The following is a 25,576-nucleotide window of genomic DNA, read 5'->3' as shown; positions in this document are numbered from 1 at the left end:
CCCCGGAACGTCCGGGGTGTTATAGCACGCTTACTGTTTTGAAAGGTTGATACCCTTTCGATGCAGCGGCATGTCGTACGTATTGCGCTTACTTATCGCGCTTACTTGTTCAACGTCTTTGCCAGCGTCTTCCAAGTGTCGATAATCGTGTCCGGATTCAGCGACATCGACTCAATGCCTTCCTTCGCAAGCCATTCGGCGAGGTCCGGATGGTCCGACGGGCCTTGACCGCAAATGCCCACGTACTTGTTCAGCCGCAGACATGTTTCGATAGCGCGCTTCAGCATGAACTTCACAGCCGGGTCACGTTCGTCAAAGTCGACTGCGAGCAACTCCATGCCCGAATCGCGGTCCAGACCCAGCGTCAGCTGCGTCAGGTCGTTCGATCCGATCGAGAAACCGTCGAAGAACTGCAAGAACTCTTCAGCCAGGATGGCATTCGACGGAATCTCGCACATCATGATCAACCGCAGACCGTTCACGCCGCGTTTCAGGCCGAACTTCTCGAGCAGGCCAACGACCTTCTCAGCCTGCGCCAACGTGCGCACGAACGGCACCATGATCTCGACGTTGTCGAGGCCCATCTCTTCGCGCACTTTCTTCAACGCAATACATTCCATCTGGAAGGCTTCGGCGAAATCCTGCGAGATGTAACGCGATGCGCCCCGGAAGCCGAGCATTGGGTTCTCTTCGTCCGGCTCGTAACGTGAACCGCCGATCAGTTTCTTGTACTCGTTCGACTTGAAGTCGGACAGGCGCACGATCACCGGCTTCGGATAGAACGCCGCCGCGATTGTCGCGATACCTTCGGTCAGCTTGTCGACGTAGAACGCTCGCGGCGACGCATGGCCCCGCGCGACGCTTTCCACGGCTTTCTTCAGGTCGGCATCAACGTTCGGGTACTCGAGAATCGCCCTCGGATGCACGCCGATGTTGTTGTTGATGATGAACTCGAGCCGCGCCAGGCCCACGCCTGCATTCGGCAGATGCGAGAAGTCGAACGCGAGCTGAGGATTGCCGACGTTCATCATGATCTTGACCGGAATTTCGGGCAGTTCGCCGCGCTCGACTTCGGTCACTTCAGTTTCGAGCAGACCGTCGTAGATCTTGCCTTCGTCGCCTTCCGCGCACGACACCGTCACCAACTGGCCTTCCTTCAGCATGTCGGTTGCGTCGCCGCAACCCACCACGGCCGGCACGCCGAGTTCGCGCGCGATGATGGCCGCGTGGCAGGTGCGCCCGCCGCGATTGGTCACGATCGCCGATGCACGCTTCATCACCGGCTCCCAGTTCGGGTCGGTCATGTCGGCCACCAGCACGTCGCCGGGCTGAACACGATCCATCTCCGACGGGTCGTGAATCACGCGCACCGGACCTGCGCCGATCTTCTGGCCGATAGCCCGGCCGGTAGCCAGCACGTTCGACTGGCCCTTCAGCTTGAAGCGCATTTCAGCCTTGCCCGCAGCCTGGCTCTTCACCGTTTCCGGACGCGCCTGGAGAATGAAGATCTTGCCGTCGCGACCGTCCTTGCCCCACTCGATGTCCATCGGACGTTGATAATGCTTTTCGATGATCACCGCGTACTTCGCGAGCTGGATCACGTCTTCGTCGGTGATGGAAAAGCGGTTGCGCTGTTCGTGCGACACGTCGACGGTCTTCACTCGGCCGGCTTCGCCAGCGTTCGTAAATTCCATCTTGATGAGCTTCGAGCCGATCGAACGACGGATGATCGGGTACTTGCCTTGTGCGAGCGTGGTCTTGAAGACGTAGAACTCGTCCGGATTCACGGCGCCCTGCACGACCGTTTCGCCCAGGCCATAGCTCGACGTAATGAACACGGCGTCCTTGAAGCCTGATTCGGTATCGAGTGTGAACATCACGCCGGCCGCGCCCACGTCCGAGCGGACCATACGCTGCACACCTGCCGACAACGCGACTTCAGCGTGGGTAAAGCCCTTGTGCACCCGGTACGAAATAGCGCGGTCGTTATACAGCGACGCGAACACGTGCTTCATGCGATCGAGCACTTCGTCGATGCCAACTACGTTCAGATAGCTTTCCTGCTGACCCGCGAACGATGCATCCGGCAAGTCTTCGGCAGTCGCCGAAGAGCGCACCGCGAACGACAGCTCGTCCGGCGAGCTGGCCTGAAGCGTGTCGAAGCCTTTGCGAATCAATTCTTCGAGGCGCGGTTGCATCGGCGCGTCGACGATCCATTGGCGGATCTCCTTGCCGGCTTCGGCCAAGGCTTTCACGTCGTCCACGTCGAAGAGTTCCAGACGTTTGGCGATGCGTTCGGTCAGGTTATTGTGATTCAAGAAGTCGCGAAATGCCTGTGCCGTGGTCGCAAAACCAGTGGGCACCTGCACGCCGGCTTCGGCGAGCTGGCTGATCATCTCGCCGAGCGACGCATTCTTGCCGCCGACAATGTCGACGTCGGTCATTCGCAACTGCTCGAATGGAACTACATACGCCTGGTCCTTTGCAACGTTAGCTTCGTTAGTCATGTAAGCCCCTAAGGTGGATGGAATTCACGATCATGCAAGTGGGCTCGAAGCGGTGGCGCTTATTTGGGGGCGCGTACCGCAACCTGCATAACCTGTTTGATAAGCACATGCCGCATGTTTCGATCCACGCGCCGTTGGGGGCGTGACGTATCGTGTATGCACCGGAACGTGAGTCCTGCCAAACCACGTCGCGATGCTGAAAAACACGACTTCGAAACACATCGATATCAGTTAAAACTGCCCATAAAATCTACGTATTGTTTCGAAAACGCACGAATGGGCGACAATTTCACTCAATCGATGATTAATCGTCCGCAATTGCTTATCGAACAGGTTGCCGCTATTCTACCGTGCTAACTCTTGAAAATGTTTCATCGCGGGGCATAAAAGCGCTGCGTAATGAGACCCTTCACACGTGGATGGTGTGGCGGCGCACATCGGGTGTTTTAGTGGATGCTTAGTTTGGAGTTGTCAGCCTGACGCCGCGCCCGGCGCGATGTCGATGGGCGCTCATAGTCGGGCTCACACTAGGGCTCACACTAGGGCCCTTAGGGCCCTTAGCATCCTTTAGCGTCTTTTTGCGTCATTTCGTCCGGTCGACTAATCGACCCGTTAGCCGACCATAATCACCGTCAATTCATTTCACGTAATTTCACGACCCTCAACGCCGATGCCGCCTACCGTATTCATCGTTTCCGATGGCACCGGGATCACTGCCGAGACATTCGCGCATTCGATCCTGTCCCAGTTCGACCAGAAATTCCGGCTCGTGCGCGTGCCGTTTGTCGATTCGACCGAGAAGGCGCATGCGACTATCGCCAAGATCAACGAGGCGGTGTCGCTTGACGGCCGTCGGCCGATTGTGTTCACCACGCTGGTGGACAGCGCGTCGAACGAGATCGTGAGGCGCTCCAATGCGCTGGTTCTGAACATGTTCCAGACGTTTATCGAGCCGCTGGAACTGGAACTCGACATCAAGTCGACGCACGCGATGGGCCGGGTTCACCAGAACGCGGATACGGAGGAATACAAGAACCGGATCGAGGCGATCAATTTTTCGCTGGCGCACGACGACGGCCAGTCAAATCGCAATCTGTCCGATGCCGATGTGATCCTGGTTGGTGTGTCGCGCAGCGGCAAGACGCCAACGTCGCTTTATCTGGCGATGCAGTACGGTGTCAAAGCAGCGAATTATCCGTTGATTCCGGAAGATTTTGAGCGTGGACGGTTGCCGACGCCGTTGCTGCCGTATAAGGAAAAGATGTTTGGCTTGTCGATCGATCCGCAGCGGCTGGCGGAGATTCGCAATGAGCGTCGGCCGGGGAGTAAATATGCGGCGCTGGAGAACTGCCGCTATGAGATCAACGAAGCCGAAGCGATGATGAAACGCGAGGGGGTCAAGTGGTTATCGTCGACGCATAAGTCGATCGAGGAAATCGCCACGACCATCCTGCAGGAGATCCGGCTGGAACGGCCATCGTATTATTGATATCGGTTGGTATGGTGGGCATATAGGCGAAAGCCGTTTTCAACGAAGGTTGAAAACGGCTTTTTTGCGAACTCACGCGACGGCCATCGCGACTATCGGCGTTGCTGCCGGCACTGTTCAAAGATGCAAATCGCAGCAGCCGCCGCCACATTCAGCGACTCCATGCCGCCCGGCTGGGGAATGGTCACCCGAAGCGTCGCGTGGTCGCGCCAGAATGGCGAGACGCCCGCGCCTTCGTTGCCCATGACCCAGGCCACAGGCCCTGACAAATCGGTATCGTAGATCGCTTTTGCGCCGTGCGAATCAGTGATGGTCACCCGCACCTCGGGCGCGAGTCGCGACAATAACTCCGCCGGTTCGACGTCCTCATAAATGCCGAGCAGGAAATGCGCGCCCATACCCGCCCTCAGCACCTTCGATGACCACGCGAACACCGTCCCGGGTACGCAAAACACATGCTGAACGCCGGCCGCTGCGGCGCTCCGCAAGATGGATCCGACATTGCCGGCATCCTGGATACCATCGAGAACCAGACACGTCCCAGTGATGCGTTCGGGCAACGATGGCGCGATTTTCTCGACCAGCAACACCATCCCCACACCATGCACGACACTCGATAGTTGTCCGAACAAAGCATCGGGCAACGTATAAACATGCGCAGGATCGATCCGGCCGACAATCTGCCGCGCTTCATCGTGCTCAAGCGCACCCTCGGTCACAACGCACGTCTCTGGCTGCCCTTCCGCGTCGAGATAAGCACTGGCGAGATGCAGCCCTTCGAGCAAAGCGTGGCCACTGCGGCGCTGCTGCGAGGTCGATCCGGCGAGCGCCTTCAGGCGCTTGTAAAGCGGGTTATCCCGCGAGGTAATGGATTTCACGTGGGGAGAATTCAGAACGGAGGAGCGTCGACGCCTTGCTCCGCGGCAGCCGCTTCAAGCACCCCGGCCGCAACAACCGGCAACGCCGTGCCCAAGCGCGCATGCGCCTCACGAACAGGCGCAAACGAACGCCGATGATGCTCGCAAGGCCCGTGTTCAAGCAACGCCCTCAGGTGCTGCGGCGTGCCGTAACCGGCGTGGGCATCGAAACCATAAACGGGGTGAACTTCGTGCAATTGCAGCAGCATCCGGTCGCGCGTGACTTTGGCCAGAATGGAAGCCGCCGAAATCTGCGCGATCAACGCGTCGCCGCCAATAACAGCCACCGAGCGCATCGACAACTGGGGACACCGGTTACCGTCGATCTTCGCGACCGTCGGCGTAACCGACAGCCCTTCCACGGCGCGTTTCATCGCGAGCATGGTGGCATGGAGAATGTTGATCGTGTCGATTTCGTCGACCGTCGCCGAAGCCACGCTATAGGCCAGCGCACGGTCGATGATCTTCTCGTACAACTCCTCGCGCTTCTTGGCGCTCAGCACCTTCGAGTCATCGAGTCCGCGAATCTTGGGTTTCGATGGATCGAAGATCACCGCCGCCGCAACCACGGGACCCGCCAGCGGGCCACGGCCGGCTTCGTCCACGCCGCAAATGACGTCGGACGGCATGTCGACGTCGAAGTCGAACGCAGGCTGCAGTGCTTGCCGCCCCGCGCGCCGTACCACGCCTTTCACGACGATCTTCGCCATTACCGCGGCCTCCTCGTTTCCAGCACCTGCGCCACGGCCTGCGCAGCGCGTTGAGCCGTGTTCTGACGCAGCGCGTGATGCATTTCCGTGAAGATTTCCGTCAGTGTCGCGCGGTTCGCATCGTCATTCAACTGTTTCAGCGTGGCGTCGGCAAGCGCTTCGGGCGTGGCGAAATGCTGGAGAATCTCCGGCACGACAAACCGCCCGGCCAGAATATTCGGCAAGCCGACATACGGCAAATAACCCTGCCGCTGCATGATCTGGCCCGTCAGCCAAGGCACCTTGTACGAGATGACCATCGGCTTTTTAAGCAGCGCTGCTTCCAGCGTCACGGTGCCGCTCTTGACCAGGATGGCGTCGGCGGCAGTCATCGCCACCTGAGCCTTGCCTTCAGTGATCGTCAGCGCGAGATTCGGATGCGCGGCAACCAGCGGCTGCAGCAATTCGCGCAACGCAGCAGTCGCCGCCGGCATCACGAAACGCACACCGGGTTCGCGAAGCTGCATGAGCTCCATCGCGTCGAAAAAGGTCGGGCCGATCAGCGCGATCTCGGAACGCCGGCTACCGGGCAACACCGCGATGATCGGGCCGCCCTCCGCCAAGCCCAATGCGCGGCGCGCGCCTTCAACGTCAGGCACGAGCGGGATTTCATCGGCGAGCGGATGGCCCACGTAGGTGGACGCAATGCCCGCCTTCTCCATCAGCGCCGGTTCGAACGGGAACACGCACAGCATGTGATCGACAGCTTTGACGATCTTCTTGATCCGTCCGCCGCGCCACGCCCAGATCGACGGACACACGAAATGCACTGTCGGAATACCGGCGTCGCGCAACGCGTGTTCGAGACCAAAATTGAAATCGGGCGCATCCACGCCGATAAACACCGACGGCGGCTCCGCGAGCAGTTGCCGCTTGAGCTCGTTGCGAATGCCCAGGATCTCGGGAATATGCTTGAGCGCTTCGACATAACCCCGCACCGTCAGCTTGTCCATCGGCCAGTGGGCGTCGAAACCCGCGGCCGTCATGCGTGGACCGCCGATCCCGTTGAACTGCGTGCCGGCCGGCAAACGCTCGTTCAAGCCCTCAAGCAGGGAAGCCGCGAGCAGATCGCCTGACGGCTCGCCCGCCACCATCGCAACGCGCAGGGGGGCGGGGGCCAGCGTCATCGAGCGCTCGGTCAACGGATGATGCCGCGCTGCGAGGCGTCGATAAAATCGGCCAGCGCCGTGACGGGCGCGTCGCCGTCTCCACCTGCGGAAGCGAGTTCACGTAATTGCACTTTCGCTTCTTCCAGCGTCGCGCCGCTCTTGTACACCACGCGATACGCCGAACGCAGCGCCGAAATAGCCTCAGCCGAGAAGCCACGGCGACGCAGCCCTTCCACGTTGATACCGTGCGGCTCAGCCTTGTTACCGGCGGCGATCACGAACGGAGGGATGTCCTGCACGAGCGCGGACGCACCGCCCAGCATGGAATGCGCGCCAATGCGCACGAACTGATGCACGCCCGACATGCCGCCGACAATGGCATGGTCGCCAATGATCACGTGACCTGCCAGTTGCGCGTTGCTCGACATGACGATGTTGCTGCCAAGCTGGCAATCATGCCCTACGTGCACGTAGGCCATGATCCAGTTGTCGTCGCCGATGGTGGTCACGCCTGTATCCTGCACCGTGCCGGTATGAATGGTGGTGAATTCGCGGATAGTGTTGCGCTCGCCGATCACAAGCCGGGTGGGCTCGTCCTTGTACTTCATGTCCTGCGGCCGGCCGCCGACGGATGCGTAGTGGCCGATGCGGTTGTCGCTACCCAGGACCGTATGGCCTTCGATTATGCTGTGCGAACCAATAGTCGTGCGCGCGCCAATTTGCACGTGCTGGCCGACGATCGCGTATGGACCGACTTCGACGGATTCGTCGAGCTGCGCGCCCGGCTCGATGATCGCGGTAGGGTGAATCTTGCTCATGCGCCCTCGCTTGGTGTTCAGTTGCTTGGTTTGCCGCGCCGGCTAAGGCACGGCTCGCGTCACTTAGGCACGGCTCGCGTCACTTCGGGTCGGCGGCCGTGTTTTTCACGGTGCACATCAACTCGGCTTCGGCTGCTACTGCACCGTCCACTTCGGCACGTGCGCTGAATTTCCAGATGCCGCGCATGTAGCGCTCGAAGTTCACGTTCAGGATCAACTGGTCGCCGGGTTCGACCACGCGCTTGAAGCGTGCCCGGTCGATGCCTACGAAGTAATACAGAGTGGTTTCCGGGTCGTGCGGCTCCTTCTCCTCGGCGAACGTCAGCAGCGCGGCTGCCTGCGCAAGCGCTTCGAGAATCAGCACGCCAGGCATCACAGGCCGTGTCGGGAAGTGACCCTGAAAATACGGCTCGTTGATCGACACGTTCTTCAGCGCTTTGATGCTCTTATGCGGCGTGAGTTCGAGTACTCGGTCGACGAGCAGGATCGGATACCGATGCGGCAGCAACGTGAGAATCTTGTGGATGTCTAGATTGATTTTTTCGGTGCTCATAGTCGTTCTGCTCGCGCGCTTCACAGCGCGGGTGTTGACTGCGAAACCGCTCGTTAGCTCGTTACTCGTTGATAAGCAACAAACAACAAGCGGCTTCGCGTGGGATGCCGGTATTTACCGTCTTAATGCTTGCCTGAAGTGCTGTCCGGGATGTTATCCGCGGTGTTATCCGGGTGAGTGCCCGCAGCTACGGCCGCTTCGAGCGTCTTGATGCGTTCGCGCAACTTGTCCAGATTACGCACAATGGCAGCGCTTTTGTTCCAGTCGGCGTGATTCACGGCGGGGAACGCGCTGGTGTACATACCCGGCTTCAGCAGCGACTTCGACACGCCGGACTGGGCCGTGACGATCACGTAGTCCGCCAGCGTCACGTGGCCCGCAATGCCCACCGCGCCGCCGATCATGCAGTGCCGTCCAATGTTCGTGCTGCCCGCAATGCCCGCGCAGCCTGCAATCACCGTGTAGGCGCCGATCCGGCAGTTATGCCCGATCTGGACCAGATTATCGATCTTCACGCCTTCCTCGATCACCGTATCGGCCATTGCGCCCCGGTCGATCGTCGTGTTCGCGCCGATCTCCACGTCCTCTGCCACGACCACGGCGCCGACTTGCGGAATCTTGACCCAGTTGCCGGTGCGCGCGTCGCCGTCGCCGGCAAAATCCGGAGCAAAACCAAAACCGTCTGCACCGATCACCGCGCCGGCATGCACGATCACGCGCGCCCCGAGCTTACAGCCATGATAGACGCTCACGTGGGGATAGAGATGAACGTCGTCAGCCAGCTTGACGCCCTGGCCGATCGTCACGCCCGCATCCAGCTTCACGCGCTCGCCAATCTCGGCGCCCGCTTCCACGCTCACGTGCGGCCCGATCACGGCACTGGCCGCCACCTTCGCGCCGGGATGGATAAACGCCGTGGGATGCACGCCGGGTTCAACCGGCGGCGTCGCGAGGTCGATGAAAGCCTGCGCCACACGCGCAAAATAAGCGTAGGGATTCGCTGTGACGATGAAGTTACGCCCTTCCGGCGACGTCACTTTTTCCAGGTCTGCTGGCGAAATCAATACCCCACCGGCCTGAGTGCTTTCCACTTGAGACAAATATTTCTGGTTCGCGAGAAAGGCGAGTTGCGTGGGGCCGGCTTTGTCGAGCGGCGCGAGGCCGTTCACGCGATGCGCTGCATCGCCCGCTATGTCTCCACCGAAGCGCTCGGTCAGTTCACCAAGCGTGATCGCACTGTCTGATGCCATCCGGTACCGCTCCCGATCAGTTCGAACTACTAGCTGGATTGGCAGACAGGCTCGCCTGATTTGCGGCCAGCGCCTTCAGCACCTGATCGGTGATATCGATGCGCGGACTGACGTACACCGCCTCCTGCACGATCAGGTCGTAATGCTGCGCTTCCGCAATCTGCTTGATGACCTTGTTGGCCTTGTCCAGCACGGCAGCAAGCTCTTCGTTGCGCCGCTGATTCAGGTCTTCGCGAAATTCGCGTTGTTTGCGCTGGAAGTCCTGATCGGCCTGCGACAACTCGCGTTGCTTGGCAGCACGGTCGGCAGGTGCCATGCCTGCGCCGTTCTTGTCCATTGCGTCCGACAGGGTCTTCAGGCCCGCTGCCATGTCCTGCAGCGCCTTGTCTCGCTTTGAAAACTCTCTTTCGAGCTTCGTCTGCGCCGCCTTCGCCGCTGCTGACTCACGCAAGATGCGATCGGAGTTGACGGCTGCAATCCGGGTCTCCTGCGCCTCTGCCTTGGCGGCACCCGTCAGGCCGAGCGCCACCGACATGACAAGCGCCAACGCTACATGTTTAGAAAGCTTACCGGTTCGCAAAGTCTTCCTCACGTTACTTATTTACACCACTGACTTATCTTGCTCAATCAAGTCGCTGAATCAGGTTACGAAGTCAAGCCACTGTGTCAGGCACCCCAGCTCCGCGACAAGAGCGGAAAACCGGGCCACCGACACATCCCGATCGCGGTTTAGAACGCCGTACCGATCTGGAACTGGAACTTCTGATACTGGTCGCCGGCATGCTTCGTCACCGGGAAACCCAAGCTCAACTTGAGCGGGCCGATCGGCGAGATCCAGGCCAAGCCGAAACCGTAACCATACCGCAGGCCGTTCGCACCCGTGCTGGTGCCGCCCTGACCCGGATCGCCCCAGACGTTACCGCCGTCAAGGAAGGTAAAGACGCGCAGCGTGCGGTCATAACCCGTACCCGGCAACGGGAAGGTCAACTCGATGTTGCCCACCGCCATGCGCGAACCGCCGATCGGGTCTCCCGTGGTCGTGTCACGCGGACCCAGCGAACTCGGTTCATAGCCGCGAACCGAGCCGATACCGCCGGCATAGTAGTTCTTGAAAATCGGGTACGTCTGGCCTTGCAGGCCCTTACCGTAGCCGCCTTGCAAGTTCAGGCCGAGCACGAAGCCGCGCGCGAACGAGTAGTAGTACTGCGCCTGAGCGTCCACCTTGACGTACGTCGTGTTACCCGCCGGCGTGCCGTATTCAGCGTTCGTCTGCGTGTAATAACCGCGGCTCGGGACCAATGCGCTGTCACGATTGTCACGCGACCAGCCAACCGTCACCGGCACGTTGTTCACTACGCGGCCGAATTCCTTCACGTAGTCGATATAGCTTTGCGGCGTAGCGGAATCAATATCGAGCGTGTTCTGCTCGAGGCCCGCGCCGAAGTACACCGTGTCCTGCTCCGAGAACGGAATGCCGAACTTCAAATCACCACCGACGGTAACGATCTTGAAACTGGAATCCGTGGAGTAATACAGCGGCTGATACGTGCGGTAGTACAGGTCGGTAATACGCTTGATGCCGTCGATGGTGAAGTACGGATCGACTTGCGTCACCGTCAATGTCCGGTACGTCTTGGCCGTATTGATGTTGACCGAGAGGCTGGTACCCGAACCGAACACGTTGTCCTGCGACACGCCCGCTGACAGCACTACCTTGTCGGTCGACGAAAAACCCGCGCCGAGCGTAATCGCGCCGGTCGGCTTTTCCGTGACTTTCACGTCCACGTCCACCTGGTCGTTCGTCCCTTCGACCGGGATGGTGGTCACGTCGACATCGGTGAAGTAACCGAGACGATTCACGCGATCCTTCGACAACGCCAGCCGGCTCGAATCGAACCACGAGCTTTCGAGCTGACGCATTTCCCGGCGCACCACTTCGTCACGTGTACGCGTATTGCCGACGATGTTCACGCGCCGCACATACACGCGACGGCTCGGATCCACATTCAGCGTCAGGTCGACCGTGTGATCGGCCTGATTGATCTGCGGCTGTGCGTTGACCTGTGCGAACGCGTAGCCATATTCACCGAGCTTGTCGACGATAGCCTTTGTGGTCGCCTGCAGCTTTTCAGCCGAGAAACGGTCACCCGGTTTGATCTTGATGAGCTTCGTCAGCTCGGCCTGGCGGTCGAGCAGATTGCCCGAGAGCTTGATCGCGCTGATCTTGTACGGTTCGCCTTCGTGCAGCGCAATCGTCAGGTACATGTCCTTCTTGTCGGGCGAGATGGACACCTGCGTCGAGTCGATGTTGAACTCGAGATAACCGCGATTCAGGTAGTACGAGCGTACGTTTTCGAGGTCGCCCGTGAGCTTGTCCTTCGCGTACAAATCGTTCTTCGTGTACCACGAGAACCAGTTCGGCGTGGACAACTGCATCTCGTCGCGCAGCGTGCTCGTGCTGACCGCCTTGTTGCCGATGAAGTTGATCTGGCGGATCTTCGCGCTCGGACCTTCCGCCACCGAGAACAGGATTTGCACGCGGTTACGGTCAACCGGCGTGACGGTGGTCGTGACTTCGGCCGCGTAGAACCCGCGCGTCAGGTACTGGCGCTTGAGTTCCTGCTCGGCTTTGTCGACAAGCGCCTTGTCGTACGAGCGGCCCTGCGACAAGCCTACCGCGCGCAACGCCTTCGCCAGGTTGTCCTTTTCGAACTCGTGGATCCCGGAGAAGTCGATTTGCGAAATGGCCGGACGCTCCTGCACCTGCACCACCACCACGTTGCCCTGTGTGGCGATCTGGACGTCGTTGAAGAAGCCCGTTGCATACAGCGCGCGAATTGCCTCGGAGGCTTTGTCGTCGGTGAACGTGTCGCCCTGCTTGATAGGCAAGTAGGCGAAAACCGAACCGGGTTCAATGCGCTGAAGGCCGTCAATCCGGATGTCCTGCACGACAAACGGCGTTGTCGCGTGCGCCGCCATTCCGGTTGCGGCCAATGCTGCGGCCACAGCCGACTTAGGAACAAAGCGATGAGGTTTGAACAACGTGCTTCCCCAGTGTGTATAGCTGCATCAAGCCGGACGGCGTTCGTTCAAGCGCCGCCAGACAGGATGAAAAAGGATCAAGGTGAAACGGCAAGCCAGATCAAAAGCGGATCAAGCGAGCAAGGTCATTAAAGAGCGCGATCATCGACAAGGCGACGATGCAAACAAGACCCGCCCGCTGCAAAACCAGCTGCCAACGATCTGACACGGCCTTGCCGGTTGCGGCTTCAACCAAATAATATAACAGATGCCCACCGTCAAGAACCGGAATCGGTAACAAGTTCAAGACGCCAAGACTGATACTCACGAGCGCGAGGAATGAAAGAAACGCCGACAATCCAAGCCGCGCGCTCTTGCCGGCGTAGTCGGCGATCGTCACCGGCCCCGAAAGATTTTTCAGCGACGCTTCGCCCGTGATCATCCGCCCGAACATGCGCAGCGAATAAATGCTGATGTCCCACGTCCGTTTGACGCCCAACTGCAGGCTTTCGACCGGACCATAACGCACATCCACTGCCGCAATCCGGGTCGCGAGCGACGCGCCGATCCGGCCGACATCGCGATGCGTGGCAGCGTCCTGCTTGAGCTCCGGCACGATCTGCACTGCGCGCTCCACGCCGTTGCGCTCGACCGTCAGCGAGACCGGCGTACCCGGACGATGCTGCACGTAGTCGATAAAACCCATCGCGTTATCGATCTTTTTGCCGTCGATAGCGCGCAGCACGTCACCGGCCTGCAAGCCCGCTCTTGCCGCCGCGCTGCCCGCTTCCACACCGGCTACCGCCAGCGTGCCGCCGCCCGGCTCGAAGCCGAGTTTATCCATGAAATCCTGGTCGACGTCCTGATCGTCGATCTTGCCCACGCTCAACGGGAAATCGAACGTGCCCTCGTTCGTCCTGGCCGTCAGCACCACGCGGCGATGATCAAATGACGCGTCAAGCAGTTTCCAGCGCAGGTCGGACCACGAGCGCACCTTGTGCGTCTCGCCACTCGCGTCACTGCTGCCCTGCACATCGCGCATTGAAACGATCGTCTCGCCGCCTTCGAAGCCCGCCTTCGCGGCAACGGTGTTGGGCGCGGGCGCCGCGAGAATCGCCGCCGGCTCGGAGACGCCCCCCGCGAACACGCCGGCGAACAGCAAAATGGCGAGAATGAAGTTCGCTACCGGCCCCGCCACAACAATCGCGATCCGCTTGAACACCGGTTGACGGTTGAATGCGTGCGGCAAATCGGCTTCGGGAATGCTCGCTTCAGCTTCCCGTTCGTCGAGCATCTTCACGTAGCCGCCCAGCGGCAGCGCTGAGATCGTCCACTCGGTGCCGGTGCGCTTGCTGACCCATTTCACGAGCGTCTTGCCGAACCCGACCGAAAATCGCAGGACCTTCACGCCGCACAGCCGCGCGACGCTGTAATGGCCGAATTCGTGGACGACGACCAGCACGCCGATGGCCACCACAAATGCAACGATCTCGATCAGGAAGTTCATGGCGACCTCAGTGCAGGACGCGTTCGGCGTGCGGTGCGTCGGCTGTCAGCAAAGCGGCGAACTCGCCTGCCAGGCGACGCGCTTCGGCATCGGCGGCGAGCACCTCATCAAGGGTCGATGCACTGCCGTTCGGCAACGCATTCAACACGCGCTCGACCACTTCCCCGATCGACATGAAGCCGATACGGCGAGCAAGGAACGCCTCCACCGCGACCTCGTTGGCCGCGTTGAGCGCCGCGCTCGCGGTGCCGCCAGCGTCCAGCGCCTTCAGCGCGAGCGCCAGGCACGGGAAACGCTTCAGGTCAGGCTTCTCGAAGGTGAGCGAAGCGATTTGCGCGAGATCAAGTTGCGCGACGCCCGAGTCCACACGCTCAGGAAACGCCAACGCATAGGCGATCGGCGTGCGCATGTCGGGGTTGCCGAGTTGCGCGAGCACGGAACCGTCCGCGTACGAAACGAGCGAATGAATCACGCTTTGCGGATGGATCAGCACTTCAATGCGCGACCCCGGCACGTTGAAGAGCCAATGCGCCTCGATCACTTCGAGGCCCTTGTTCATCATCGTGGCGGAATCGACGGAAATCTTGCGGCCCATCGCCCAGTTCGGATGCTTGCAGGCTTCGTCAGGCGTGACGTGGCGCAGCGTTGACGGTTCGCGGGTACGGAAAGGGCCGCCGGATGCCGTCAGGATGATCTTCGATACCCCGCCGTGCAGCGCCACTTCACGCGGCATGCACTGGAACACCGCGTTGTGCTCGCTATCGACCGGCAGCAGCACCGCGCCGTTGTCGTGCACCGCATCAATGAAAATCTTGCCCGACATGACCAGCGCTTCCTTGTTGGCCAGCAGGATGCGCTTGCCCGCGCGCGCGGCAGCCAGCGTGGGCGCCAGGCCCGCAGCACCGACAATAGCGGCCACCACCGTGTCGCAGGCGGCGCTTGCCGAAACGTCCACCAGCGCTTGCGGACCGTAGCTCACCTCGGTCTTGCAGCCTTGGGCGCGCAGCGCCGCGGCAACCTTCGCGGCGGTATCGGCGTCACCGACCACCGCCACTTCCGGCTGGAATCGCACACATTGGTCGACGAGCTTGTCGCCGTTGCGATGCGCACTCAGCGCATAGACCGTGAAGCGGTCCGGGTGCCGCGCCACGACGTCGAGCGTGCTTTCGCCGATCGAGCCCGTGGATCCGAGCAGAGTCAGACGTTTTTGCATAAATCCTTCTTTAGCCGATTAGCCGATTGACTGGGCAACAGGACCGAGCAACAGGAGTGCGATCGGCAATACAGGCAACAATGCGTCGATCCGGTCAAGGACGCCACCGTGCCCGGGCAGCAATCCGCTCGAATCCTTGACGCCCGCCTGGCGTTTCAGCAGAGACTCGAACAGGTCGCCAATTACGCTGAATACGGTCAGCACCGTCAAGGAGAGGAGCGCGCCGGCCCAGCCGAGATGCGCCACCAGCGCCGAAAACAGTGTCGGCGCAAAAACCAGCGTCGCCGCGCCCGCCGAGCCTACGATCATTACCGCCAGCCAGCCACCCAACGCGCCTTCGCGGGTTTTGCCGGGGCTGATGGACGGTGCAAGCTTATGACGGCCGAACGCTTTTCCGGCGAAGTATGCGCCAATGTCGGCCAGCCATACGACTAGGAGAAGCGATAGCACGAACGCCACCCCGACCGTACGGGCCGCAACGAGCGCGTGCCAGCAGGCCACGAAGGTCACAATGCCGGCGAACAGCAGGAAGACGCGCCACGCGCCGTCGGCAAGCGCGGGCTTGCGCGCAAGCGCGAACGGACCGGCCAGCACCCAGAATATGGCCGCCATCTGATACAACGGTTTGTAACCCAGCCCGAGCCGCGTGCTGGCGATCAGCGCCATGCCGGCGATCACCGCGTACACCACCGGCGACCCGCCGGTAAGCTTGAGCAGTCGCGCCCATTCCCAGGCAGCGAAGATGACAACAACGGCGATCAATGCCGCGAAAACGCCTATCGGCGCGAATAACGTGATTGGCAGAAGCACTGCCAGCAGGACGATTGCCGTGATGACACGGGTCTTTAGCATGAAAGGGTGTCGGCCTTCTGCGATTGCGGTTCGAGTTGCGCGCTGGTCCGCCCGAACCGGCGTTCGCGCTCAGCATACGATTCGATCGCGCGAGCCAGTGCTTCGGCGTCGAAATCGGGCCAGTAGGTATCGGTGAAATAGAGTTCGGTGTACGCCATCTGCCACAACAGGAAATTGCTGATGCGCTGCTCCCCGCCCGTGCGGATGAACAGGTCCGGCTCTGGCGCATAGGCCATGGCCAGGTGCTGCTCGAACGCCGCTTCGTCGACTGGAACGACGCGGCCTTCCTGAACCGACTGCTCCGCCAGTTTTTTCGCCGCCTGCATGACGTCCCAGCGGCCGCCGTAGTTTGCCGCGATGGTCAGCGTCAGGCGCGTATTGCGCGCCGTCTTGGTTTCGGCACGCTGGATCAGCGCACGGATGCGGTCGTCGAACATGGAGGTGTCGCCGACCACCCGCAAACGGATGCCGTTGGCGTGCAGCTTGCCGACTTCCCGCTCCAGCGCCGTCACGAACAGGCGCATGAGGAACGAGACTTCGTCAGTCGGACGACGCCAGTTTTCGGAACTGAAAGCGAACAGCGTCACGAATTCGACGCCCTGGCGCGCACAGCTTTCGACCGTTGCCCGCACGGCGTCTACGCCGCGGGTATGGCCGGCCACGCGCGGCAGGCGCCGCTGCGTCGCCCAACGGCCGTTGCCGTCCATGATGATCGCGATATGGCGCGGGACAGCCGCGACATCGGGTACGCGAACGGTAGAGCTGGTATAGGTCATGGCCGCTGAATCTAAGTATCGACAGAGTGACGCGCCGGCACGACGCAAGAGACCGGAAACGGCCTCAAACCGTCATGATTTCGGCTTCTTTCGACACAACCAGCTTGTCGATTTCCGCGACGTTTTTATCGGTGAGCTTCTGGACGTCATCGCTTGCACGACGTTCGTCGTCCTCGGAGATTTCCTTGTCCTTCACGAGCCGCTTCAACTGCTCGTTGGCGTCCCGACGCAGATTGCGCACGGCAATCTTGGCGTTTTCGCCTTCGCTCTTGACGACTTTCGTCAGTTCGCGACGGCGTTCTTCGGTCAGCGCGGGCATGGGGACGCGGATCTGATCGCCCTGGTTGGAGGGGTTCAGGCCCAGATCCGAGTCACGGATCGCCTTTTCCACCACCGGCACCATCTTCTTTTCCCACGCCTGCACGCCGATCGTACGGGCGTCGATGAGCGTCATGTTCGCGACTTGCGAAATGGGCACGCTCGAGCCGTAGTAATCCACCTGGATATGGTCCAGCAAGCCCGTGTGGGCGCGGCCCGTGCGGATCTTCGCGAGATCGTTCTTGAACGCTTCGATCGACTTTTGCATCTTCTGATCGACGCTCTTTCTAATGTCAGCCACACTCATTTGAGCCTCCGTACTTTTATTGCGTGCAGTGCTGGCGGTGGCAGCGCAGTTCCCTGGGAGCGCGCCCGCCCTCGCCCTTTTGTCACCGCGTGAGTTTACACGTGGACGAGCGTACCTTCGTCGTCGCCCTGAACGATGCGCTTGAGCGCGCCCGGCTTATTGATCGCAAACACGCGAATAGGCAGCTTCTGGTCGCGGCACAGCGCAAACGCCGTCGCGTCCATCACCTGCAGATTCTTGCCGATCGCCTCGTCGAAACTGATCGTGCTGTAGCGCGTGGCGCTCGGGTCTTTCTTGGGATCGGCGGAATATACACCGTCCACCTTGGTCGCTTTCAGCACAACTTCCGCACCGATTTCCGAACCACGCAGCGCAGCGGCGGTATCGGTGGTAAAAAACGGGTTGCCCGTACCCGCCGCGAAAATGACCACTTTGCCTTCTTCGAGCTGACGGATGGCGCGCGGGCGGATGTACGGCTCGACCACCTGGTCCATGCGCAGCGCGGATTGCACACGCGCCTCGATACCAGCGTGGCGCATGGCGTCCTGCAAGGCGAGCGCATTCATCATGGTCGCGAGCATGCCCATGTAGTCTGCCGTCGCACGGTCCATGCCGGCCGCACCGCCTGCCACGCCGCGAAAAATATTACCGCCGCCGATGACAACCGCGAGTTGCGTACCCATGCGCACTACTTCAGCGACGTCTGCCACCATCCTTTCGATTGTCGCGCGATTGATGCCAAAGGCATCGTCGCCCATTAGTGCTTCGCCGGAGAGTTTGAGGAGTACGCGTTTGTAGGCTGTGGGCATATGAGGGTTCCGATCGCGCCGAGAGGGAGTGCAACAACGTAGAACTGTAGGGGTGAAACGATATTTCCGGCAAGCATCCCATATTGGACAAGCCGCGGCGGCGTAACGGATTAACCCCGGGGCTCACCTGAATCAACCCTGGTTTGCCCGTCCGGCGCGGTTTTGACCGCCATGAGGGCGCGAGACCGACGTTCCGCATACGGGAACGCCGAACTCACATTTAGCTGCTTTTCACTGCATTTTTGACTCGGCGGCCAGTGCGTCTACATCGAGCGGCCCGGTTGAACGGGCCGGCTGATGCTGCACCGGACTTGCTACGCGCGTCTGCTGCACCTAGCCGGCTGCGCAGCCCTGACCACCGTTTGAATCTTTAGCCTTGCTTGGCGGCGGCAACTTGCGCGGCCACTTCAGCAGCGAAGTCGTCCGTACGCTTTTCGATGCCTTCTCCGACCACGAACAGCGCAAACTTCTGCACCGACGCGCCAGCGGCCTTCAACATTTGTTCGATCGTCTGCTTGTCGTTCTTAACAAACGTCTGGTTCAGCAGCGAAACTTCCTTCAGGTATTTCTGGACGCTGCCGTCGACCATCTTCGCGACGATTTCAGCCGGCTTGCCCGATTCAGCGGCCTTTTGCTCGGCGATGCTGCGTTCCTTCGCGATCAGTTCCGCCGGAACGTCGTCCGACGACAGCGAGACTGGCTTCATTGCAGCGATGTGCATGGCAACGTCCTTGCCGACTTGCTCGTCCGCGCCCGTGAACTCGACCAGCACGCCAATACGCGTACCGTGGAGATACGACGCCAGCTTGTTGGCGGATTCAAAACGCACGAAACGGCGAATCGACACGTTTTCACCGATCTTGCCGACCAGCGCGAGACGCACGGCGTCGACAGTCGAGCTTTCCAGCGGCAGCGCGCCGAGGGCAGCGACATCGGCCGGGTTGCTCTTCGCCACGATCTCGGCGACGGTTTTGCCGAATGCCAGGAAGTCGTCGTTCTTGCCGACGAAGTCGGTTTCGCAATTCAGTTCGACGAGCGAACCCACGCCGCCGTCGATGTGCGCCGTGATGATGCCCTCAGCCGTCACACGCGATGCTGCCTTGCTTGCCTTGTTGCCCAGCTTCACGCGCAGCAGCTCTTCAGCGCGCTCCATGTCGCCTTCGGCTTCCGTCAGCGCCTTCTTGCATTCCATCATGGGCGCGTCGGTCTTTGCGCGCAGTTCTGCCACCATGCTTGCGGTAATTGCCGCCATCATTTGCTCCTTGAGTCTGTGCCGTGCTTTCACACGTTCGCACTATTGACACGCGCCGCCGGCGAGAAATGCCCGCGGCCAGAATGGGGGTGCTGCCTGGGGTGCTGCCTACTACTTCACCGATACTTCACGACTGTTTCGCGTTCTGCTGCCCACGAATACTGCCGTTGTCACTTTACGTCGCAGTTGCGGCCGGTTAAAAAAAGGGGGCCTTTCGCAAAGCCCCCTTTCTTGCCGGATACATCACGTCGGCGTCTTATGCAGAGACTTACGCTTCTGCGTTGACTTCCACGAAGTCGTCGCCATCACCACTGCGAACTGCCTGCACGACTTCGTTCACCGCGCTCGAACGGCCTTCCAGGATCGCGTCGGCCACACCCTTCGTGTACAACATGACGGCCTTGCTAGCGTCGTCGTTACCCGGGATCACGTAGTCGATGCCTTCCGGCGAGTGGTTCGTATCAACCACGGCGATAACCGGAATGCCCAGTTTCTTGGCTTCGGTCACGGCAATCTTGTGATAACCCACGTCAACCACGAAAATTGCGTCCGGAATGCCGCCCATGTCCTTCACGCCGCCAATCGACTTCACCAGCTTGGCCATCTCGCGTTCGAACAGGAGCGCTTCCTTCTTGCTCATGCGTTCCGTTTCACCGGCTTCCAGCGATGCTTCCATGTCCTTCAGGCGCTTGATCGATACTTTCAGCGTCTTGAAGTTGGTCAGCATGCCGCCGAGCCAGCGAGCGTTCACGAAAGGCATGCCAGCGCGCTGCGCTTCTTCTGCCACCGTGTCACGCGATTGGCGCTTCGTGCCAACGAACAAAATCGTGCCGCGATTCGCTGCCAGTTGACGCACGTACTTCAGCGCGTCGTTGTACATCGGCAGCGTTTTTTCGAGGTTGATAATATGAATCTTGTTGCGATGACCGAAAATGAACGGGGCCATCTTCGGGTTCCAGAAGCGAGTTTGGTGACCGAAGTGGACACCGGCTTCCAGCATTTCACGCATTGTTACTGCCATGAGAGTTCTCCGCGAGGGTTAGGTCTTAAGCCGGCTGCCGCATCGGGCGCCCCGTGTTTCTCGATCGAGTTTCCTGGATCCGGGGCGCCGGACACCCTGGGTGCGCCGGCTTGCGATTCAAGTCCGATTTTCTTTGCCTCGTCCCTCTCCACGCGCTTTCCTGAAAAACTCATTGCTTTCAGCAAAGCCTTCTTGAAAAGATGATTGCAAAGTAGATGCAGACTTAGCCAGCGAGTATATCACGCACAAATGGCAGGACTCAAGACGCCTGCTCACTCGGATATGCGCCAGGGGCGGCTTTCCCCAACCGCCCTATCGTGCGCCGCGGCTGCCGCTGCAATCGGTAAATTCGCGCGCCGACTGCTCTAAAACTGCCGCGCCGGCCCGCACCTGGGTGCGGCGAGCCCTGTAAGGTGCGATAATGCGCGATTGGCGACAACACAGCCGCTTACACGCATTCTCGACACAAGTCATGTGCATTACGCTGAAAAACGACCACGATATCGCGCAAATGCGCGTCGCCTGCCGACTTGCCAGCGAAGTGCTCGACTTCATCACGCCCCATATTGTCGCAGGCGTGACGACGGGCGAACTCGATCGCCTCTGCCACGAGTACATGCTGAAAGAACAAGGCACGGTGCCCGCGCCGCTGAATTACCAGCCGCCCGGCTATCCGCCCTACCCGAAAGCGACCTGTATTTCCGTGAACGACGTGATTTGCCACGGCATTCCCGGCGACAAGGCGCTGAAAAACGGCGACGCGTTGAATATTGACGTCACCGTGATCAAGGAAGGCTATTTCGGCGATACCAGCCGGATGTTCCTGGTCGGCGAAGGATCGATCCTGGCCAAACGCCTGGTGCAAACCACGTTCGACTGCATGTGGCTGGGAATCCACCAGATCAAGCCGGGCGCGCATCTGGGCGATATCGGGCACGCCATCCAGAAATATGCCGAAGCGCAGGGCTATAGCGTGGTGCGCGAGTACTGCGGCCACGGCGTGGGCAAGGTCTTCCACGAAGATCCGCAAGTGCTGCACTACGGCCGGCCCGGCACGGGCATCGAATTGCAGGCGGGCATGATCTTTACCGTCGAACCCATGATCAATGCCGGCCGCCGCGATATCCGCACCATGCCCGACCAATGGACCGTCAAGACGCGCGACCGCAGCCTGTCCGCGCAATGGGAACATACGGTGCTGGTCACGCCGACGGGCTATGAAGTGCTGACCGTGTCGGCGGGTACGCAAGCGCCTTCGGAATTGATCGCCGCGGCGGCTTGAAGGACTCGAAGCGGGCTTGACTGAGAACTCGTAGCACGTAGTTCGACCGTTGGCCGGCCGGTTTTTTGACAGTGCAGGTTGCGGCCGATTCGTGCAGGCGTCGTGTTACGGCCGATATTGCCGATACTCAGCGGGCCGAATCTCGCTATTTGGGCTTTGCTGCGCCCCATCACGCGCTTTCGCGCAGTGAATGGTTGTCGTTGAGTCGTGCCGGAACTTGAGTCGGGCCGGAACAAGCCAGTTATTTCGCCCGGTTTAAAGACAGCTTAAGCTTGCTGCATGGAGTGGCATGGGAAGCCGCGGCATCTCGCCTTGGTTCGCGCCCAACCACTCACGCTCGCGGTCAAAGGCTGGTCAGACAGCGCTTGCTTTGCACGCCGCATGCAATCTGTGTCGGGGTGCGCACTGACCGCACCGACGTGACCTGATTAAAACCCGGCGAACCGTCTGTTCGCTACGATCAATTTTGACCCACTGACTTGACGACCCGCCTGCCCATGAGCGTACCTGCCGACGCCCCGCCCCGCGCTGATTCGTTGAAAGCCTCATACAAGTCGGCCAAGGCCGCCTTGCTCGAGCGCTTCCAAAGCGCAACCAATGTCGATGGCCTGATGCACGCGCTCGGGCGCGCCACCGACGACGCGCTCCGAGGCGCGTGGGAAGCCTGCGCGATGCCGAAATCGGCAGCGCTGATTGCGGTCGGTGGTTATGGGCGCGGCGAACTTGCGCCCTATTCGGACGTCGATATCCTCGTCCTCCTGCCCGATGACGAAACGCCCGAGCACACCGCCTCACTGGCTGCGCGTATCGAACAGCTGATCGGGATGGCGTGGGATCTTGGCCTGGACATCGGCAGCAGCGTGCGTTCGGTGTCGCAGTGCATAGATGAAGCGAGCAACGACATCACCGTCCAGACCTCGCTGCTGGAAGCGCGGCGCATAGTGGGCAACGAAACACTGTTTGAAACGTTCGAGGCGCGGTATCGGCAGACGCTCGATCCACGTGCGTTCTTCCAGGCAAAAGTTCTGGAAATGCGCCAGCGGCACGCCAAGTATCAGGACACGCCGTACAGCCTCGAGCCGAATATCAAGGAAAGTCCCGGCGGGCTGCGCGACTTGCAGCTTATTTTATGGATCTCGCGCGCGGCCGGTTTCGGCAGCAGCTGGCGCGAACTGGATTCGCGCCAGCTCATCACCGAACGCGAAGCCAGCGAGCTGCGCCGCAACGAAGGCTTTTTGAAGACCCTGCGCGCGCGGCTGCATGTCATTGCGCGGCGGCGTCAGGACATTCTCGTCTTCGACCTGCAGACGGCGCTGGCCGAAAGCCTCGGCTACAAAGCGACTTCGTCCAAACGCGCGAGCGAACAGCTCATGCGGCGCTACTACTGGGCCGCCAAAGCCGTCACTCAGCTTGCCACCATCCTGATCCAGAACGTGGAAGCGCAACTGTTTCCGTCGACGAGCGGCATCACGCGCGTGCTCAACGAGCGTTTCGTCGAGAAGCAGGGCATGCTGGAAATCGCCAGCGACGACGTTTTCGAACGCGAACCCAACGCCATTCTCGAAGCGTTCCTGCTGTACGAACAGACGCGCGGCATAAAGGGTTTATCCGCCCGAACGCTCCGGGCAATCTATAACGCACGTGACCTGATGGGCCGCGACTGGCGGCGGGACCCCGAGAATCAGCGTCTGTTCATGGAGATCCTGAAGCAACCCGAAGGCATCACGCACGCGCTGCGGCTGATGAACCAGACAAGCGTGCTGGGGCGTTACCTGCTCAACTTCCGGCGCATTGTCGGGCAGATGCAGCATGACCTGTATCACGTGTATACCGTCGATCAGCATATCCTGATGGTGTTGCGCAATCTCCGGCGCTTTGCGTTGGCCGAACACGCGCATGAATACCCGTTCTGCAGTCAGTTGATGGGCAATTTCGAACGCCCGTGGGTGCTATATATTGCGGCGCTTTTTCACGATATCGCCAAGGGCCGCGGCGGCGATCACTCCGTGCTCGGCATGGCGGATGCACGGCGTTTTTGCCGTGAACACGATGTTGGCGCGGACGACAGCGACCTGGTCGTGTGGCTCGTTGAACAGCATCTGACCATGAGCCAGGTGGCGCAAAAGCAGGATACGAGTGATCCGGAAGTCATCAAGCAATTTGCATCGATGCTCAAGACCGAGCGCCGGCTGACCGCGCTGTATCTGCTGACGGTCGCCGATATCCGCGGCACCAGCCCGAAGGTCTGGAACGCGTGGAAAGGCAAGCTGCTCGAGGATTTGTATCGCGCCACGCGCGCCGTGCTCGGCGGCGCCGAACTGCACGCGCATTCGGAACTCAAGTCGCGCCAGGAAGACGCGCTCGCGTTGCTGCGCCTTGAAACCGTGCCCGAAAACGCGGAAAAAGTGTTGTGGGACAAGCTCGATGTCGGCTATTTCCTGCGTCACGACGCCGCCGATATCGCCTGGCAGACCCGCGTGCTTTACAAACACGTGGAGAGCGAAAAGCCGATCGTGCGGGCGCGGCCGTCGCCGATTGGCGCCGCGCTTCAGGTGCTGGTGTATGTGCAGGACCGGCCCGATTTGTTCGCCGGGATTTGCGCTTATTTCGACAAAAACGGCCTGTCCGTGCTCGACGCACGGGTCACGACGACACGGCACGGCTACGCGCTAGACAATTTTCTGGTCGCGCATCCGGACCATGACGGGCATTATCGCGACATTGCGAATCTCGTCGAACAGCAGTTGAGTACGCTGCTGGGCGCTGAGGGCATTTTGCCGGAACCGTCGAAGGGACGTGTTTCGCGGCTTGTCCGCACTTTTCCGATCACGCCGCGCGTGGATTTACGTCCCGACGAACGTGGTCAGTATTACATCCTGTCCGTATCGGCTAACGACCGGCAGGGCCTCCTTTATTCGATCGCGCGGGTTCTGGCCCAGCACCGGATCGGCGTCCACGCGGCGCGGATCAATACGCTTGGCGAACGCGTGGAAGACGTGTTCCTGCTCGACGGCAAAACCCTATCCGACAACCGGACACAGATCCAGGTCGAAACCGAACTGCTGCGCGCGATCGCAGCCTGAGAATATATGCGCGTCAAACTGACAGCGAAGCACCCGCGCCCGGCATCGCCGGCACGTTCCCCCGTCCGTACCGGCAGCGCTGCCGGACGGAAAAAGCCCGCACGCGCCGACATGGCGAGCGGCGATCGGCCAGTGCGTAGCGACAAACCAGCAGGTGGTGCACGACCATCGGGTGCGGGTGAGCGGAAACCTTTCAAAGCGCGTAGCGACGATTCGCGCGGCGCGGGTGACCGCGGGGCGCGGCCGTCGTTTGGTGATCGTGGTGCCCCGCGCGGTGATCGGCCTTCAGGCGATGGTGAACGTCGACCGTACGCGCCGCGTGGTGATGCGCCGCGTGGTCCGAGCAGCGATCGTGGCCCGCGCCCTTCCTTTGGTGACCGTGGCGCTCCGCGCGGTGATCGTCCTTCAGGCGATGGTGAACGTCGACCGTACGCGCCGCGTGGTGATGCGCCGCGTGGTCCAAGCAGCGATCGTGGCCCGCGCCCTTCCTTTGGTGACCGTGGTGCTCCGCGCGGTGATCGGCCTTCAGGCGATGGTGAACGTCGACCGTTCACGCCGCGTGGTGATGCGCCGCGTGGTCCGAGCAGCGATCGTGGCCCGCGCCCTTCCTTTGGTGACCGTGGCGCTCCGCGCGGTGATCGGCCTGCGGGCGATGGTGAACGTCGACCGTTCACGCCGCGTGGTGATGCGCCGCGTGGTCCGAGCAGCGATCGTGGCCCGCGCCCTTCCTTTGGTGACCGTGG

21 protein-coding genes are annotated in these 25,576 nt (G+C 60.7%); 4 read left to right on the top strand and 17 right to left on the bottom strand.

The window, feature by feature from the left end; all coding sequences use genetic code 11:
* Positions 1-101 precede the first annotated feature (101 nt).
* Positions 102-2,507 (bottom strand): phosphoenolpyruvate synthase, encoded by a 2,406-nt coding sequence (ppsA, locus tag BSU04_RS28710; protein ID WP_089159867.1) that lies wholly within the window; start codon positions 2,505-2,507, stop codon positions 102-104.
* Positions 2,508-3,177: 670 nt separating this feature from the next.
* On the opposite strand from ppsA, the gene ppsR reads away from it, so the two are divergent.
* Positions 3,178-3,996, top strand: a complete 819-nt coding sequence (ppsR, locus tag BSU04_RS28705; protein ID WP_089159868.1) for a posphoenolpyruvate synthetase regulatory kinase/phosphorylase PpsR — start codon at positions 3,178-3,180, stop codon at positions 3,994-3,996.
* A gap of 92 nt (positions 3,997-4,088) precedes the next feature.
* Here ppsR and BSU04_RS28700 read toward each other — a convergent pair whose 3' ends face one another.
* The 16 genes from BSU04_RS28700 to rpsB form a co-directional block, all read right to left on the bottom strand.
* Positions 4,089-4,874 carry a TrmH family RNA methyltransferase gene (locus BSU04_RS28700; RefSeq protein WP_089159869.1) on the bottom strand — a complete coding sequence of 262 codons (786 nt, stop codon included), beginning with the start codon at positions 4,872-4,874 and terminating at the stop codon, positions 4,089-4,091.
* 11 nt (positions 4,875-4,885) lie between these two features.
* The gene (gene rnhB, locus BSU04_RS28695; RefSeq protein WP_144021145.1) at positions 4,886-5,542 is read right to left on the bottom strand and encodes a ribonuclease HII; all 657 of its coding nucleotides are present in this window, start codon (positions 5,540-5,542) and stop codon (positions 4,886-4,888) included.
* Positions 5,543-5,622: 80 nt separating this feature from the next.
* Positions 5,623-6,789 (bottom strand): lipid-A-disaccharide synthase, encoded by a 1,167-nt coding sequence (gene lpxB, locus BSU04_RS28690; RefSeq protein WP_089159871.1) that lies wholly within the window; start codon positions 6,787-6,789, stop codon positions 5,623-5,625.
* 11 nt (positions 6,790-6,800) lie between these two features.
* Positions 6,801-7,589 carry an acyl-ACP--UDP-N-acetylglucosamine O-acyltransferase gene (lpxA, locus tag BSU04_RS28685; RefSeq protein ID WP_089159872.1) on the bottom strand — a complete coding sequence of 263 codons (789 nt, stop codon included), beginning with the start codon at positions 7,587-7,589 and terminating at the stop codon, positions 6,801-6,803.
* 79 nt (positions 7,590-7,668) lie between these two features.
* Positions 7,669-8,142, bottom strand: coding sequence for a 3-hydroxyacyl-ACP dehydratase FabZ (gene fabZ, locus BSU04_RS28680; RefSeq protein ID WP_089159873.1), 474 nt, complete (start codon positions 8,140-8,142; stop codon positions 7,669-7,671).
* 122 nt (positions 8,143-8,264) lie between these two features.
* The gene (gene lpxD, locus BSU04_RS28675) at positions 8,265-9,392 is read right to left on the bottom strand and encodes a UDP-3-O-(3-hydroxymyristoyl)glucosamine N-acyltransferase (protein ID WP_089159874.1); all 1,128 of its coding nucleotides are present in this window, start codon (positions 9,390-9,392) and stop codon (positions 8,265-8,267) included.
* A 16-nt stretch (positions 9,393-9,408) separates the two neighbouring features.
* Positions 9,409-9,927, bottom strand: coding sequence for an OmpH family outer membrane protein (locus tag BSU04_RS28670; protein WP_089159875.1), 519 nt, complete (start codon positions 9,925-9,927; stop codon positions 9,409-9,411).
* Positions 9,928-10,121: 194 nt separating this feature from the next.
* Entirely contained in the window at positions 10,122-12,434 is a 2,313-nt protein-coding gene (gene bamA / locus BSU04_RS28665) for an outer membrane protein assembly factor BamA (RefSeq protein WP_089159876.1), read from the bottom strand.
* A 100-nt stretch (positions 12,435-12,534) separates the two neighbouring features.
* A complete protein-coding gene (gene rseP / locus BSU04_RS28660; RefSeq protein WP_089159877.1) occupies positions 12,535-13,920 on the bottom strand; it encodes an RIP metalloprotease RseP in 1,386 nt (461 codons plus the stop codon).
* Positions 13,921-13,927: 7 nt separating this feature from the next.
* A complete protein-coding gene (locus tag BSU04_RS28655; RefSeq protein WP_089159878.1) occupies positions 13,928-15,133 on the bottom strand; it encodes a 1-deoxy-D-xylulose-5-phosphate reductoisomerase in 1,206 nt (401 codons plus the stop codon).
* An 18-nt stretch (positions 15,134-15,151) separates the two neighbouring features.
* Positions 15,152-15,985: a phosphatidate cytidylyltransferase gene (locus tag BSU04_RS28650; RefSeq protein ID WP_089159879.1), complete on the bottom strand. Its 834-nt coding sequence runs from the start codon at positions 15,983-15,985 to the stop codon at positions 15,152-15,154.
* A complete protein-coding gene (gene uppS, locus BSU04_RS28645; protein WP_089159880.1) occupies positions 15,979-16,761 on the bottom strand; it encodes a polyprenyl diphosphate synthase in 783 nt (260 codons plus the stop codon). The genes BSU04_RS28650 and uppS overlap by 7 nt, the downstream gene beginning before the upstream one ends.
* A 64-nt stretch (positions 16,762-16,825) precedes the next feature.
* Positions 16,826-17,386, bottom strand: coding sequence for a ribosome recycling factor (gene frr, locus BSU04_RS28640; protein WP_089159881.1), 561 nt, complete (start codon positions 17,384-17,386; stop codon positions 16,826-16,828).
* A gap of 95 nt (positions 17,387-17,481) precedes the next feature.
* Positions 17,482-18,195: a UMP kinase gene (pyrH, locus tag BSU04_RS28635; protein WP_047896685.1), complete on the bottom strand. Its 714-nt coding sequence runs from the start codon at positions 18,193-18,195 to the stop codon at positions 17,482-17,484.
* Between the two features lie 370 nt (positions 18,196-18,565).
* Positions 18,566-19,447: a translation elongation factor Ts gene (gene tsf, locus BSU04_RS28630; RefSeq protein ID WP_089159882.1), complete on the bottom strand. Its 882-nt coding sequence runs from the start codon at positions 19,445-19,447 to the stop codon at positions 18,566-18,568.
* A gap of 268 nt (positions 19,448-19,715) precedes the next feature.
* Positions 19,716-20,468 (bottom strand): 30S ribosomal protein S2, encoded by a 753-nt coding sequence (gene rpsB / locus BSU04_RS28625; RefSeq protein WP_089159883.1) that lies wholly within the window; start codon positions 20,466-20,468, stop codon positions 19,716-19,718.
* A gap of 472 nt (positions 20,469-20,940) precedes the next feature.
* Here rpsB and map point away from each other — a divergent pair, with 472 nt between their 5' ends.
* The 3 genes from map to BSU04_RS28605 all read left to right on the top strand — a co-directional run.
* Complete coding sequence (gene map, locus BSU04_RS28615; protein ID WP_089159884.1) at positions 20,941-21,750, top strand: type I methionyl aminopeptidase; 810 nt, start codon at positions 20,941-20,943, stop codon at positions 21,748-21,750.
* 497 nt (positions 21,751-22,247) lie between these two features.
* Positions 22,248-24,833, top strand: coding sequence for a [protein-PII] uridylyltransferase (locus BSU04_RS28610; protein ID WP_089159885.1), 2,586 nt, complete (start codon positions 22,248-22,250; stop codon positions 24,831-24,833).
* A gap of 154 nt (positions 24,834-24,987) precedes the next feature.
* Positions 24,988-25,576 (top strand): hypothetical protein (locus tag BSU04_RS28605; protein WP_144021379.1); only part of this gene is annotated, 589 nt, incomplete at its 3' end.

Source organism: Caballeronia sordidicola (assembly GCF_002220365.1).
GTDB lineage: Bacteria > Pseudomonadota > Gammaproteobacteria > Burkholderiales > Burkholderiaceae > Caballeronia > Caballeronia sordidicola_C.
The sequence above is the reverse complement of the archived record's forward strand: the minus strand, read 5'-3'. Positions and strand labels throughout refer to the sequence as shown.